The organism is Paenibacillus terreus (genome assembly GCF_042138595.1).
In the GTDB taxonomy this organism is placed as follows: Bacteria; Bacillota; Bacilli; order Paenibacillales; family Paenibacillaceae; genus Paenibacillus; species Paenibacillus terreus.
Window position 1 is genome coordinate 127,529 of the sequence record NZ_JBHIRX010000007.1, and the last position, 14,522, is coordinate 142,050.

Annotated in this window: 13 protein-coding genes; all 13 read left to right on the forward strand. The window is 56.4% G+C overall.

Going from position 1 to position 14,522, the window contains the following annotated elements; genetic code table 11:
• Positions 1-135: 135 nt before the first annotated feature.
• The 13 genes from ACE5KN_RS14570 (at position 136) to ACE5KN_RS14630 (ending at position 14,503) form a co-directional block, all read left to right on the forward strand.
• On the forward strand, positions 136-1,746 hold the full coding sequence (locus tag ACE5KN_RS14570) for a PucR family transcriptional regulator (RefSeq protein ID WP_375523863.1): 1,611 nt from the start codon (positions 136-138) through the stop codon (positions 1,744-1,746).
• 133 nt (positions 1,747-1,879) lie between these two features.
• The gene (gene uraD, locus ACE5KN_RS14575; RefSeq protein ID WP_375523864.1) at positions 1,880-2,407 is read left to right on the forward strand and encodes a 2-oxo-4-hydroxy-4-carboxy-5-ureidoimidazoline decarboxylase; all 528 of its coding nucleotides are present in this window, start codon (positions 1,880-1,882) and stop codon (positions 2,405-2,407) included.
• A complete protein-coding gene (uraH, locus tag ACE5KN_RS14580) occupies positions 2,407-2,769 on the forward strand; it encodes a hydroxyisourate hydrolase (protein ID WP_375523865.1) in 363 nt (120 codons plus the stop codon). Before uraD ends, uraH begins: the two co-directional genes overlap by 1 nt.
• A gap of 33 nt (positions 2,770-2,802) precedes the next feature.
• Positions 2,803-4,206: an allantoinase AllB gene (gene allB, locus ACE5KN_RS14585; RefSeq protein WP_375523866.1), complete on the forward strand. Its 1,404-nt coding sequence runs from the start codon at positions 2,803-2,805 to the stop codon at positions 4,204-4,206.
• A 64-nt stretch (positions 4,207-4,270) separates the two neighbouring features.
• A complete protein-coding gene (locus tag ACE5KN_RS14590) occupies positions 4,271-5,482 on the forward strand; it encodes a M20 family metallo-hydrolase (protein WP_375533104.1) in 1,212 nt (403 codons plus the stop codon).
• Positions 5,479-6,717: a (S)-ureidoglycine--glyoxylate transaminase gene (gene pucG, locus ACE5KN_RS14595; RefSeq protein ID WP_375523868.1), complete on the forward strand. Its 1,239-nt coding sequence runs from the start codon at positions 5,479-5,481 to the stop codon at positions 6,715-6,717. The genes ACE5KN_RS14590 and pucG overlap by 4 nt, the downstream gene beginning before the upstream one ends.
• Positions 6,718-6,753: 36 nt before the next feature.
• Complete coding sequence (locus ACE5KN_RS14600; RefSeq protein ID WP_375523869.1) at positions 6,754-8,076, forward strand: 5'-deoxyadenosine deaminase; 1,323 nt, start codon at positions 6,754-6,756, stop codon at positions 8,074-8,076.
• 36 nt (positions 8,077-8,112) lie between these two features.
• Positions 8,113-9,123 (forward strand): XdhC family protein, encoded by a 1,011-nt coding sequence (locus ACE5KN_RS14605; RefSeq protein WP_375523870.1) that lies wholly within the window; start codon positions 8,113-8,115, stop codon positions 9,121-9,123.
• The gene (locus ACE5KN_RS14610) at positions 9,068-9,691 is read left to right on the forward strand and encodes a nucleotidyltransferase family protein (protein ID WP_375523871.1); all 624 of its coding nucleotides are present in this window, start codon (positions 9,068-9,070) and stop codon (positions 9,689-9,691) included. Before ACE5KN_RS14605 ends, ACE5KN_RS14610 begins: the two co-directional genes overlap by 56 nt.
• Positions 9,688-10,560 carry an FAD binding domain-containing protein gene (locus ACE5KN_RS14615; RefSeq protein WP_375523872.1) on the forward strand — a complete coding sequence of 291 codons (873 nt, stop codon included), beginning with the start codon at positions 9,688-9,690 and terminating at the stop codon, positions 10,558-10,560. The genes ACE5KN_RS14610 and ACE5KN_RS14615 overlap by 4 nt, the downstream gene beginning before the upstream one ends.
• Before the next feature lie 16 nt (positions 10,561-10,576).
• Positions 10,577-12,895, forward strand: coding sequence for a xanthine dehydrogenase subunit D (pucD, locus tag ACE5KN_RS14620; protein ID WP_375523873.1), 2,319 nt, complete (start codon positions 10,577-10,579; stop codon positions 12,893-12,895).
• Complete coding sequence (locus ACE5KN_RS14625; RefSeq protein ID WP_375523874.1) at positions 12,895-13,428, forward strand: (2Fe-2S)-binding protein; 534 nt, start codon at positions 12,895-12,897, stop codon at positions 13,426-13,428. The genes pucD and ACE5KN_RS14625 overlap by 1 nt, the downstream gene beginning before the upstream one ends.
• Positions 13,429-13,609: 181 nt before the next feature.
• Complete coding sequence (locus ACE5KN_RS14630) at positions 13,610-14,503, forward strand: NAD-dependent epimerase/dehydratase family protein (RefSeq protein ID WP_375523875.1); 894 nt, start codon at positions 13,610-13,612, stop codon at positions 14,501-14,503.
• Positions 14,504-14,522: the final 19 nt, after the last annotated feature.

Below are 14,522 nucleotides of genomic sequence, written 5' to 3' on the forward strand. Positions count from 1 at the left end.
GTCACGGTTTTTTTTTATGTAAAAAAATAAAATAGGAATCCATGTCATCTTTTTCTCGAAAACAGATGTTATAATAACTAACAAAATAAAAATGTATATGTGACATCTTATGATAATTAAAAGGGAGGTATCTTCATGAGACTGACGGTAAAAGAGGCTTTAGGCATTTATCCCCTCTCCGAAGCCAAGCTGGTAGCCGGTGCCGAGGGTACATCGAGAATGATGAAGTCGGTCAATGTTATGGATGCGCCCGATATAGCGGACTGGATTAAGAACGGTGAAATGCTGTTTACCACCGGCTTCATATTTAAAGACAGCCAGGAGGCTGTCATGCGGCTGCTTCATCGGCTGGACGAACGCGGTTGTGCGGGGCTGGGAGTCAAGCTGGGCCGCTTCTGGCAGCATATTCCCGAACTGGTGATTGAGGAGGCTGACCGGCTGAAATTCCCGCTGCTTGAGCTTCCGTTTCAATTTACCTTTTCCGATCAAATGGATGCCCTGTTTCGCGCGGAATATGAACGCAGCACCAAGGCCTTGCAGTCAATTGTTGACAGGCAAAAACGGCTGATGCAGTTTGCCTTGAGAAAAGGCACGGATCCCAATGTGTTCGCAGGGCTTTCCGAGGTGCTTGGATGCCGCCTTGCAGTGATCGGATCAAGAGGGCACGTTCTGTTCGCCAACAGCGATGAAGGTGCGCAGCCCGGCCTGATGCAGGGATGGCCGTGGAAGCCGGTGTATTCCAAAACCAAGTGGCGAGCCGGTCTCTGTCACCGCGTGCCTATCAGACAGCAGGAGGAGCAGTATGGTTTTCTGCTTGTGTTCACGGAATCCTCCCATTCACCCAGATCCGAGGAAGGGCTGTACCAGCAGGCCGCGGAGGTGCTGGCTTACTACATGGATTTGACCTACAGGGAGCACATTCATCCGACGGTTCAGGATGAGATGAAGGCAGTCATGATGCAGTATTTGAACGGCAAAATCAGCTCCTCCGATCTGGTTAACTATGCCGCCGGCAAAGGGCTTTCCATTGGGGAGGGGGCGTGTCAGTGCGTGCTAACCACTCTGGAGCCCGAGGCGTTTTCTTCCCAAAAGCTGCTGAAGCAAATTCACAGGGAGCTGCAATATAATCCGCTGATGCAGTTGAGCTCTGCCCATCATTTTCACGTTGATGAAGGAATATTATCCATCTATAGCTGCCCTGGAGGGAAAGACAGCGGGGAGCGGCTGGTGAAGTTCTTATCCAGCAGATTCAGCGACATTATCGAAGGCCAGCGCGCCAAAAGCGAACCGGAACCCCGATTCTGGATCAGCAAAATGAAGCCAGGGCTTGCCCAGCTCCGGGAGGCGTACCAGGAATGTCAGGGGACACGCAAGCTGGCGATCAGGTTCGGTATGGAGGATACGGCGCTGCAATTTGACACGCTGGAGTTTGCGTACGTGTATCAGCATGTTCCCGCGGAGGTGATGGCCAATTACTGCGACAAGCTGCTGGAGCCGCTGCTGCGCGACGGGGAGTCGAATCATATGCTGATGCTCACGCTGGAAGCTTTTATAGAGCATGACGGGCTCATCAATGAAGCGGCCAAGCGCCTCTACGTGCACAGGAACACGGTAACTTACCGGATGGATAAGATCGCGGGCCTGCTGCAGATGGATTTCAAGAAGAACAATGACCTTTTGAAATTGAAGATGGCCTTTACCTTTCGGAAATTCCTGCAATCGGCTGATCAACAGCAGGGTAAATAACATCGCATCATGCACGATGACCAAATTTTTTTCATAATGTTAGTTTAAGTGACAATAATGCGTTATTAACATTGTTGTATCAGAGGACGGGTTTTACAATACGTGTTAATCAAGCAGCAATGGAGGCAGGGGGATGAGCGCTACAGCGGTAACAGAATACATTAACAGTCTTGATCTTGCGCAGTTTGCAGTTGCCTTTGGTTCTCTTTTTGAGCATTCACCGTGGATTGCGGAGCAAGCATGGAAGAAGAGACCCTTTACATCACCCTCACATATGTTTGAAGAGATGAAAGTGATTGTGGAGCAGTCGGAGCCGGAAGCGGTGCTGCGGCTGCTGCGCAGCCATCCCGATCTGGGGAGCAGGCTGGCCATGAGTTCCGACTCAGTGAAGGAGCAGGCGGGGGCGGGGCTGGGTTCCTTGTCCCCCGAACAATATGAGGAGCTGAAAGAGCTGAACCGGCGTTATACGGAGAAGTTTGCTTTTCCATTTATTCTTGCAGTAAAGGGCCACACATCGGCAACCATCATTGAAGCGGCCAAGCGGCGCATTCATCATTCCGAAGAGGAGGAGCGGAGAACTGCTGTGGAGCAGGTGTTCCAGATCGCCGGTTTCAGGCTGGAGGATTGGCTCAATAAGCAGCAAGGGGTGAACTTATCCTGATGGCGGGACGGATTACGACCCATGTACTGGATACGGGTCGGGGAAAGCCGGCGGCAGGGGTGCAAATTGAGTTGTACCGCCTAACCGCGGATGGAACGGCGGAGCTGGCTGCTGAAAGCTCGACGAACGAAGACGGGCGCACCGCGGCACCTCTGCTTGAAGGTCAGGGAGTAGCTCCGGGTGTCTATGAGCTGAGGTTCGGGGCAGGAGTCTATCTGAAAAAGGTCTATGAATTAGGAGTCTCAGAACAACCGTTGTGGGATATCATCCCGATCCGGTTCCGCGTTGCCGATGCAGAGCAGCATTACCATATTCCGCTGCTGATTGCCCCGGGAGGTTACAGCACTTATCGAGGAAGCTGATTTTTAGAGGTAGTTCAAAAAGGGGGAGAACGGATGTCTCCGAAATACGATCTTATTATCAAGGGAGGTACCGTCGTCCTGCCAGATGGCTGCAAGAAGACGGATATCGCCGTAAAAGACGGAGTGATCGCGGCGATCGGCACAATTCCTGACACGGATGCGGGGCAGGTGCATGATGCGGCCGGGCTAACCGTAATGCCGGGGGCGATCGACATTCATGTGCATTTTAACGAGCCGGGTCTGGGCTCCTGGGAAGGGTTTGTCTCCGGCTCTGCTTCACTTGCCGCGGGAGGCGTCACAACTTACGTGGATATGCCGCTGAATGGGGTTCCTCCGACCGTTAGCGCCAAAGCTTTCGACCTTAAGCTGGAGCATGCGAAGGGTTCGTCCTGCGTCGATTATGCATTGTGGGGAGGGCTTGTTCCCGGCAACAAGGATGAACTGGCCGGGCTGGCCGCAAGAGGAGCGGTCGGCTTCAAGGCTTTCATGTCCGAGCCGGGAGGCGAGGGGGAAGACATTTTTACAAGAGCTGACGATCTGACTCTGCTGGAAGGCATGCGTGAAATCGCCGGACTGGGCGGGCTGCTGGCGCTTCATGCGGAGAGCGACGCCATTACACGGGAGCTGGCTGCACGCCTGCGTTCCGGGGGCAGCGCAGATATGCGGGCATATCTTGCTTCCAGGCCGGTGATTGCTGAAGTGGAGGCCGTTAACAGGGCCTTGCTGTATGCGCGACAAACAGGCTGTGCCCTGCATTTTGTTCATATCAGCAGTGTGCAGGCGCTTGAGCTTATCGACGGCGCCAAGGCGGAAGGCCTGGATGTTACGGCAGAAACCTGCCCCCACTATCTAAGCCTTACCGATGAGGATGCGGTGCGTATCGGAGCGGGGGCCAAATGCGCCCCGCCGCTGCGGGACCAGGACAATAGAGAAGGGATGTGGGAAGCCTTTTGTCGGGGCTCTATTGATATCATTGCTTCGGATCATTCGCCTTGTCCGCCTGAAATGAAGCTGTCGGCCGATTACTTCGATATATGGGGAGGCATTTCGGGCGCGCAGAGCACGCTGAACATCATGATCGAGGAAGGGCATATCAAGCGCGGTATTGATTTGCAGCGGATTGCCGAGGCAACAGCTGCCTCACCGGCCCGCAGGACGGGGCTTGCTTATCGCAAGGGCTCGATCGAGGTCGGGAAGGATGCGGATTTTGCGCTGATCGATTTCAGCAGCTGCTTTGTGCTGCAGCCTGAGGACCTGCTGTATCGCCATAAGCAGAGCCCTTATATCGGGTATGCATTTACACATGCAATCGCGGCGACCTTCTGCAGAGGGCATCAGGTATTTGAACGCAGCACAGGAGTGGCTCATGCCTGCAGGGGAATCTTTATTCCCGGCAGACCAAGCGGCGTTTACGAGCGGGGAGCGGCTTATGCATGACATGGTGAGACCTGCTGAAGAGGCTGCGCAATTGCTGGAGCAGTACTGTGATCGATTGCCGGAAATGCTGAACTGGCTTTCACAGTTCGGGAAAGATCCGGAAGGGGGAGTTACCCGCCTTCTGTACAGCGTTTCCTGGCTGGAGGCACAGGAGGCGTTAAGGCAGTGGATGGAGCAGGAAGGCCTTGAGGCTGACTTTGACCAGACCGGCAATCTTGCAGGCAGGCTGCGGGGAACCGATCCTTCTCTTCCGGCGGTCGCCGCAGGCTCACATATCGATACCGTCGTCAACGGCGGAAGGTATGATGGGGCATTGGGGGTGGCAGCAGCAGCTTTAGCCTTATCCTACTTGAGTAAAGTGTACGGTCCGCCAAAGCGCACCCTGATCGCCCTGTCCCTCTGCGAAGAGGAGGGCAGCCGTTTCCCGGTAACCTATTGGGGGTCGGGCAGCATCGCCGGCTTGCGCAGCTGGGAGGCTGACGGGCACCATGCCGACATGGATGGCATCGCGCTGCTGGATGCTGCTAAACGATGCGGCTTCGGGCCGGACAGCTCGTACAATGCCCCTTTCCTGGAGCTGCAGGCTTATATAGAGCTTCATATTGAGCAGGGCTTTGTACTGGAAAAAACAGGTCTGCAGGCAGGGATTGTATCCGCCATTGTGGGCCAGTACCGCTATGAGATTCAATTGCAGGGTGAAGCGAATCATGCCGGCACCACCCCGATGCAGTGGCGGAAGGATGCAATGGCTGCCGCAGGGCGGATGATCGCCTTGACGAGAGAAGCGGCGCTGCGGGAAGGAGATCCGCTCGTTGCGACGGTTGGCTCTTTGCATGCTTCCCCGGGGTTGTCCAATGTTGTGGCAGGTAGCGTTGTCTTTACAGTGGATATCCGTCATCCGGATGACGCTGTTCTGCAGCGGTTTGCGGATGAGCTTTTACAGCGCTTCGCTCACATGGCGGACACCGAGGGGGTGCGGTTTGCCGCTGTTGAAAGGCTGCGGGCGGCGGCTGTGCCGATGCATGACCGGATTATGCGGGAGCTTGAGCGCATATGCCGGAAGCGCGGGCTGGCAAGCAGGGTAATGCCAAGCGGGGCAGGCCATGATGCGCAGATGCTGAGCGCCATTTGTCCGACGGGCATGATTTTTGTCCCGAGCCGTCACGGAATCAGCCACAATCCTGGAGAGTACACGGAGCCCGAAGCTTTGAAGAACGGCTTCAAAATCCTTGCAGATGTCTTATACCAATTCGGCTACGGGAGTGTAGATTTATGAGTGCTTACAGAGAGCTGTCCCCTTCATTGCGAACGATTATGACACCCGGCCCCGTGGAGGCAGACCCGCGTGTGCTGAGGGCCATGTCCTATCCGGTTCTGGGCCAATTCGACCCCGAGTTCACCGGCTTGATGAACGAAACGATGTCCATGCTGAGGGAATTGTTCCGCACCGGCAATGAGTGGTGTTTTCCTGTCGACGGCACCTCCAGATCGGGGCTGGAAGCCGTACTTGTCAGTTTGATCCGGCCAGGGGACAGGGTGCTGGTGCCGATCTTCGGGCGCTTCGGCCATCTGCTGGCGGAAATTGCGGAGCGCAGCGGGGCCGAGGTCAGCGTCATTGAAACGGAGTGGGGAACGGTATTTGAGCCGGAAACCGTCATTCAGGCCATCCACCGGCATAAGCCGCATCTTGTCGCTATCGTGCACGGGGAAACGTCCACCGGGCAGATGCAGCCCCTGGAGGAGATCGGTAAAGCGTGCAGGGAGCTGGACATCCTTCTCGTCGTTGATGCTGTGGCCACAATCGGCGGCACGGCGGTGGAAACGGATCAATGGATGCTGGACGCGGTGATCGGTGGCACACAGAAATGCCTTTCCGTTCCTTCCGGTATGGCGCCCGTTACTTATAACAGCCGGGTGGAGCAGAAGCTGCTGAGCCGTAAACGGATTGAACGCGGGCTCGCTGATCCCGCGGCTGGCGAAGCGGCTGCGCGTCCGGTGTCCGACTCGATCCGCAGCAACTATTTTGATCTCAGCCAGCTGCAGGATTACTGGGGCCCCATGCGCCTGAATCATCATACCGAGGCAACCAGCATGCTGTACGCGCTTCATGAAGGGCTTCGCATCGTGCTGGCTGAGGGGCTGGAGGAGCGTTTTACAAGGCATCGCATCAATGAGATGGCACTGACAGCCGGCCTGCAGGCGATGGGGCTGCAGCTGTATGGAGATCAGGCCAGCAAGCTGCCGGTCGTAACGTGCCCGCTCATTCCCGAAGGCATTGACGGTGAACAGGTGCGCTCCATGCTGCTGCATCAATTCGGCATCGAGATTGCCAGCTCATTCGGGCCGCTCAAGGGACGGATCTGGCGGATTGGCACGATGGGCTTCAGCTGCCGTCAAACGAATGTGCTGCAGGTGCTCGGCGCGCTGGAGGCTGTTCTGCTGCGCTGCGGCTTCCGGCTTCCGGCCGGGGAGGCGGTGCAGGCGGCATTGGATGTGTATACCGGGAAATAATGGACGGCGCTCGCAATTTATAAGGGGGACAACAGCATGGCAAGTATTTTGATCAAAGGCGCGCAAATCGTGTCCATGAACGCGGATGAAGATGTTTTTGTCGGGGACCTGTATGTTGAAAACGGTCTGATTGCGGATATCGGGACGGAGCTTCAGCAGGAGGCCGACCGTGTCATCGATGCGAAAGGAAAGGTTTTGCTGCCAGGCTTTGTGCAGACACATGTTCACCTTTGCCAAACTCTGTTTCGCGGGCGCGCCGATGATATGGAGCTGATGGATTGGCTGCGGAAAAGAATCTGGCCGCTGGAGGCGGCTCATGACGAGGAATCGGTCTATTATTCCGCTTTGCTGGGCATTGGGGAGCTGCTTGCCAGCGGGACGACAACGGTGCTCGATATGGAAACGGTGCACCATACCGAATCGGCTTTCCAGGCGATTGCCCAGAGCGGGATTCGCGCTATTTCAGGCAAGGTGATGATGGATCATGGAGACGAGGTTCCCGAACCGCTGCGCGAGAAAACGGAGGATTCTATCCGCGAAAGTGTCGATTTGCTTGAGAAATGGAACGGCTTTGGCGGCGGGCGCATCCAGTATGCGTTCAGTCCGCGCTTCGTCGTATCCTGTACGGAATCGCTGCTGAAGCAGGTGCGGGACTTGTCGGCCAAGTACCATGTCAGGGTGCATACACACGCTTCGGAAAACCGCGGGGAAATCGCGCTGGTGGAAGCGGAGCGGGGCATGCGCAATATTGTCTACCTCGATCATATCGGGCTGGCGCATACCAGACTCATTTTGGCCCATTGCATATGGCTTAGCGAGGAAGAGAAGGAGATTATCCGCAAACGGGGCGTCAAGGTCACCCATTGTCCAGGCTCCAATTTGAAGCTGGCGTCAGGCATTGCCGAGATTCCCGATTTGTTAAACCGTCAGATCCATGTCGGCATCGGCGCTGATGGAGCTCCCTGCAACAATAACCTTGACATGTTTCAGGAAATGCGGCTGACGGCGCTCATTCAGAAGGTGGCGCACGGACCGACGGCGATGGATGCCCGCACCGTGCTGCGCATGGCGACGATGGGAGGAGCGGAGGTGCTGGGCATGAGCGGCGAGATTGGCAGCCTGGAGGTCGGCAAGAAGGCTGACATGGTGCTGCTGGATCTGGTTGATTACCATACGTACCCGTCCTATGACGTGGACATTTATTCCCGTGTTGTATACTCCGCGACCAGAAGCAATGTGGATACGGTTATGGTGGACGGGAATATCGTTTTTGAAAACCGCAATGTCATGACGATGGATCGTTCCATTGTGCTAAAGGAAGCGGATAAATCGATCGCACGTCTGATGAGAACGATGTAACAGATTGCCGGCCCCAAGGCAGAGGAGGAGTAACCGATGGAAATGGCGGACTTATGTGCGGCGGCGGTGAACAGCAAGGAACGCAAAGTGCTGGCTACCGTCTTATGCGTTGACGGGCATGCTTATCGTAAGGAGGGAGCTTCCATGCTGCTCGGCGAGCAGGGCTCCATCTGGGGCAGCATCAGTCCGGGATGTCTGGAGAGCGATCTGCTGGCATGGGCGGAAATGGTGCTGCGCTCCGGAAAAATCCAACGTGTCCCTTATGACATGCGGCCGGAGGATGACCTCTCCTGGGGCGAAAATATTGGCTGCGGAGGCTTGCTGCATATTGTGCTGGAGCCTGTAACGGGAACACTGGAGCAGGTGATGCATGAGATGCATATCCGCTTCCTTGAATCCGAGCGCGTTATGCTTACCCGCCGTTATAAGTGGGACTCCGGTACGGTGGAATATGAGCTGGGAGCAGCTGCAGATGTGCAGAAGAACTCGCCTTGGCCGGAAGTATACTCACGTGCTTATGAGCCCAAACCGCGACTGATTATTGTGGGTGCAGGGGAGGATGCCGTGCCTGTATGTCGTCTTGCGGCAGGGGCCGGCTTTCGGGTCACGGTCGCGGACTGGCGGAAGGCGCTGCTGACGGCGGAGCGTTTTCCCGGGGCGGAGCTGGTCTGCGGGTTTCCGGCTGAGCTCTTTGCCCTGCTGCATATCCGCAGCGGTGATTATGTGCTGCTGATGAGCCATCAATTCCAGCGGGAGAAGGAATTTCTCGCTCTGCTGCAGGGCACCGCTTGCGCTTATCTCGGCATTATGGGCTCTAGGGACCGCACGGCACGGCTGACCGAGGAACTGGCCCTGCCTGCGGCGCTGTATTCGCCGGTCGGGCTCGCCATTGGCGCAGACGGGCCGGAAGAGATCGCCGTCAGCATTGCGGCCGAGCTGATCGCCGTCCGGCGCGGAAAGCAGCTTGGACTGCCGAAAGGAGGAGCGCGCTATGAACGCAGCCGGATTAGTGCTCGCGGCCGGACGCAGCTCGCGGATGGGCTGTGACAAGCTTGCCCTGCCGCTCGCGGACGGAAGCAGCCTGGCTGCTCGGGTGCTGCAAGCGGCGCTGGCCTCCCGGCTCGATGCCATTCTGGTCGTCGGACGAACAAAGCAGCCGCCGCTATGGCTGCAAAGGGCACATGACGCCCAGACTGCACCGGAGCGAATCCGCTACATCGTTTGTCCCGATGCGGACAAAGGGCTTGCACACTCGCTCAGATGCGGCATCCGGGCAGCGGAAGCCGTCCGGAGCGACGCCGCGTTGATTTTGCTCGGTGACCAGCCTTTCGTAAAGAGCGAGCATATCAACACACTGCTGGAGCGATTTGCATCAAACCGGCAAGCGGATTACATCGCGGCCTCCGATCAGGGGAAGGCCAAGCCGCCCATACTGCTGGCCCGCAGCTTGTTCGACAGGCTGCAATCGCTTGAAGGGGACCAGGGGGCAGGCGCTTTGATTAACAGCTCCATGGTGCAAGGTGTGAGGATTTCCATGCCCTCACATGTATTCCTCGACGCAGATACGCTTGAGGATTTCGATTTCATTAGTAAGAAGGAGGCCGAAGGAACATGAGCAATGGAAGTTTTGCAATTCGCCCGCTGCCTGCTGTTCGGCTTCCTGCAGCCGTCGAGGAAGCGATGCATTGGAAAAGCTCTGCGGAAGGAATCGCCTGCTACGTTGCGGGCGGAACCCTTTTGCGCACCCAATGGGAGGGAGATACCGTTCCGCTGCCGCAGCAAATCGTATCGCTGCAGGGTATCCGCGCCATGCATGGAATAAGACTTGAGGATGGCGTGCTGTCCATCGGGGCCATGACCAGCTTGGCCGAATGCTGCCGCAGCCCGCTTGTGGCTGCAAGCGCCCCGCTGCTGGCGGAAGCGGCACGGCGGATCGGTGCTCCTTCGATCCGGACGACGGCTACTCTCGGCGGCAATATCGCTTCAGGTATCGGGGACTCCATCCCCGCTCTGCTCGTCTCTCAGGCACAGCTGGAATGGCATACGGAAGACGGGACTGTCCGGATCGCCATCGAAGATTGGCTGGAGACGGTGCGTCAGGGCACGCACCGGCAGGGGGCCATCCTGCAGCGGGTGTTTATTCCCGTACCTTCCGGTGATGAGGTCACGTTGTTCCGTAAAATCGGCAGACGTGAAGCATTCACCCCTTCCCTGGTGAGCGTTGCGTTCATGGGCAGGCCTGCCGGCAGCGAAGGCTGGAGCAGTGTATATGCAGCGGCAGGCGGAGGATCAGGCATCGCCATGAGACTTGCACGCTCCGAGGCCTTGCTGCTTAAGGGGATCACGAATCTTTCGCTGCTCGCCCGGACGGTGAAAGATGAATTTATTACCTTCACAGACGCGTTTGCTGCGGCGGAATACCGTGCCATGACAGCAGGCAATCTGCTGGCCGCAGAGCTGTATAAGCATATAAGCCATGATTAGGAAAGGAAGTGGTCACATGCTGCTGAATCGTGAAAACAGCGGAAAGCGCTGGTATCCACGCCCGGACGGTCCGGATAAGGTGGCGGGAAAGCTGCAGTATTTAACGGATCTGTCGCTTCCCGGCATGTTATACGGACGCGTACTGCGCAGCATGGTTCCGCATGCGCGCATCCTTTCGCTGGACACGTCCGCGGCGGAGCGGCTTGAAGGAGTGCATGCCGTCCTGACCCATCGCGATGTGCCGGGGCTGAATCTGTTTGGCATCGCCACACCGGATCAGCCGGTGTTCTGCGATACGGTCGTGCGTTATACAGGGGATGCCATTGCGGCTGTTGCGGCCGAAACTCCACAAATTGCCGAAGCCGCGCTGCAGCTGATCGCTGTGGAATACGAAGAGCTGCCGGTAATGGATTCCCCCGAAGCGGCGCTTGCGCCGGATGCGATCAGCCTGCATCCGCAGGGCAACGTCCTTCATCGGACGGAAGTGAAAAGAGGCTCGGCGGAAGAGGCTTTCTGTTCCTGCGCTTACATTGTGGAGGAGACTTACTGCACTCCGCGCCAGATGCATACGTATATGGAAACCGAGGGCGGCCTGTTCGTACCGGAAGTGGATGGCCGCCTGACTGTATATGCCGCGACACAGCACGGCTATAAAGACAGAATGCAGCTGTCCCGTATTCTTGACATGCCGGAGGAGTCGATCCGCGTTGTCTCCAGTCCTATCGGCGGCTCGTTCGGCGGCAAGGATGAGCTGAATGTGCAGCCTTACGGCTCGCTGCTGGCGCTGCGCTGCAAACGTCCGGTCAAAATGCACAACTCGCGCAAGGAATCCGTTCGGGCCGGGTTAAAACGCCATCCCATGAAGATCGAGATGCGGACTGGAACGGATGCCGACGGGAAGCTGATTGCCCATCAGGTCCGGATCACGGCGGATACCGGAGCTTATGCCACCCTGGGGGCGCCGGTGCTGAATTTTGCGACAGAACACAGCATGGGTCCCTATAACATCCCCCATGTGAATATTGAAGGGGTGTCCGTTTATACGAACAACGGGGTATCCGGGGAATTCAGGGGATTCGGCGGCAACCAGGCGATTTTCGCAATGGAGGGGCAGATGGACCGGCTGGCAGAAAGACTGGAGATGGATCCATGGGAATTCCGCCGCATCAATCTGCGCGCAAGCTCGGACCCCGGTCCGCTTGGACAGCGTATCCTGCAGACAGAAGGATTGGCACAGGTTTGGGACGCCGTAGAGAGAGCGGAGCTTTGGCAGCGTAAGCACAACCTGATGCTGGAGGATAACCCGCCTTGGATCAAAAGAGGAATTGGAGCCGCGATCGCCATGCACGGTGCGGGGCTTGGCTACGGTATACCCGATCCGGCCGGGGGCAGGTTGTCGCTGACCACGGAGGGCAAAATTGAAGCAGCCTTCAGCTATGAGGAGTTCGGGCAAGGGCTTGTCGCTACACTTGAGATCATACTGATGGATATTTTCGGCTGTACGGCAGCGGATATCAACATTGTCATCGGGGATACGGACAAGGTGCCCCACAGCGGCTCCAGCACAGCCTCAAGGTCCACGACGATGGCGTGGATGGCGCTGCAAAGGCTTAAAGTTCCCTTTATAAGCAAAATCAAGGCTATTGCCTCCGCACTCAGCGGCATTCCGGAGGAACATCTGGTTACTGGGCCGGAGGGAGTATGGGAGATGTCCATGGAGTATGGAGCGGACGAAGGTTTCAACGAGGTTCCTGACGTTGTTCCTCTTGTTACTTATGCCCAAATCGCAGCTGCGGCTGAAGAAGAGCTTATATTTGATACCAAATTTGATTATCCGACCACGCCGGATCACGTCGTCGGCGGCCATTATTTATATACCTATGCAGCCGTCATTACCGAGGTGGAAGTGAACACGCTGAGCGGGGAGGTCAAGCTGCTCGATACGAAGCATGTGGTAGCGGCCGGTCCGGTCATCAATCCGATGGGCTACCTTGGGCAGATTGAAGGGGGCAGCGTTATGGCGCTCGGCTTTACTCTGACCGAAGATGCGGTTATGGCGGGCGGTCGTTACCTGACACCCAATCTGGACACGTACATCATTCCGACGATCAGCGATATCCATACTTCGCTGGAGGTTGAAGCCATTCAGGACCTCCCTGAAGGCGATCCATTCGGGCCGCGGGGCATCGGGGAGGTCGGCTCCGTTGCGCTGGCCCCGGCTATGGCCGCCGCCATTCATCAGGCGACAGGCGTGTGGGTCAACAGACTGCCGGTGAACCGGGAGCTGCTGATTCGTCCGGTTGAGCTGGCGGTCAAGGAAGGAGCGGAGCGCTGATGAACGATCAAAATTATACTTGGCATGCCGTAATTAACGGAGTGCCCATCGAGCTGCAGGTTCCTCCGGCAAGAAGGCTGCTGGATATTTTGCGAACGGATTTGAACATGACTGGGACGAAAATCTCCTGTGAAGTGGGCCGCTGCGGAGCCTGCATGGTGCTGCTTGACGGGGAGGCAGCCAACGCCTGTCTACTGATGGCCTACCAATGCGAGGGGCGCCGGATTACGACTATTGAAGGCTTGATGCCGGATAGTGAGCAACTGCAAGATCATGGTGAAACGATGGGCAATCTTCATCCCATTCAGCAGGCGTTTGTGGAAGAGGGCGGCTTTCAATGCGGCTATTGCACCCCGGGCATGATCATGTCGACCAAAGCGCTGCTTGACCGCAATCCCTCGCCTTCGCAGGAAGAGATCGAGGAGGCGCTGTGCGGCAATCTGTGCCGCTGCACAGGTTACGGCAGCATCGTCCGTTCCGTGCAGAAGGCGGCCGGGCTGTGCAGCAGGCAAGCCGAGCCAGCCGCGAAATAATGGAGAAGCAGGATTCAGGAAGAGCCGGCATCGGCTCTTTTTTTCGTGTTGTCCGTAATAGCCGAACTATTCTGTACAGATTTGATTAGGGAACGACAATTTTGGCGTAGAGTGTTAAACTGTCTCTAGCAGTTCCATTTTCAGGGAGAGTATACCCGTTAGAACAAGGAGGTAGCTGGAGATGACTAAGGTGCTTGTATTGGGAGGAACCCGTTTTTTCGGTAAAAGATTGGTCGAGCGTTTGCTGCAGGATGAACAGTGCGAGGTAACCATCGTAACAAGGGGGCTTACACCGGATTCCTTCGGTGGCAGGATCACCCGCCTGGAAGCGGACCGGACGGATGCCGGCAGTCTGTCTGCCGCTTTGGGAAAAGGGGAGTGGGATGTGGTCTATGATAATATATGTTTTTCTCCGAATGAGGCTTTGGAGGCCAGTAAAATCTTAGCGGGCAGAGTGCAAAAATATATACTGACTTCCAGCCTGTCTGTTTACGATTTCAATCCCCATGCGCTGACTGAAAACATGTTTGATCCGTATACATATCCGCTGCAATATGGCGATGCAGGCGATTTTTCCTATCAGGAAGGCAAAAGGCTGGGAGAGGCCGTGTTCATGCAGGAGGCTGCTTTTCCGGTGAGCGCGGTCCGGTTTCCCATTGTATTGGGAGAGGACGATTATACGAGAAGGCTTCATTTCCATATTGAGCACGTCCGCCAGGGCGTTCCGATTGGCATTCCTAATCCGCAGGCGCTTATTTCGTTCATCCGTTCCGACGAAGCTGCTGATTTCCTGTATTGGCTGGGGCAATCCGACTTGACGGGTCCGGTAAACGCATGCTCGGACGGTACGGCGGCGATAGGTGATGTGATCTCCATTATTGAGGAAATTACAGGCCATAAGGCCAAGATCGTAGCTGAAACCGATGAAAAAGATATGTCCCCGTTTGGCATTCCGGAGTCCTGGTATATGGATACAACGAAGGCGCGTTTGGCAGGCTGCCGTTTTTTATCACTGGCTGAGTGGCTGCCCGAACTGGTGAGAACGCTTAATGCTGCTTATGAGCACAAGGCTTGATACTTTCTGAAATACACTT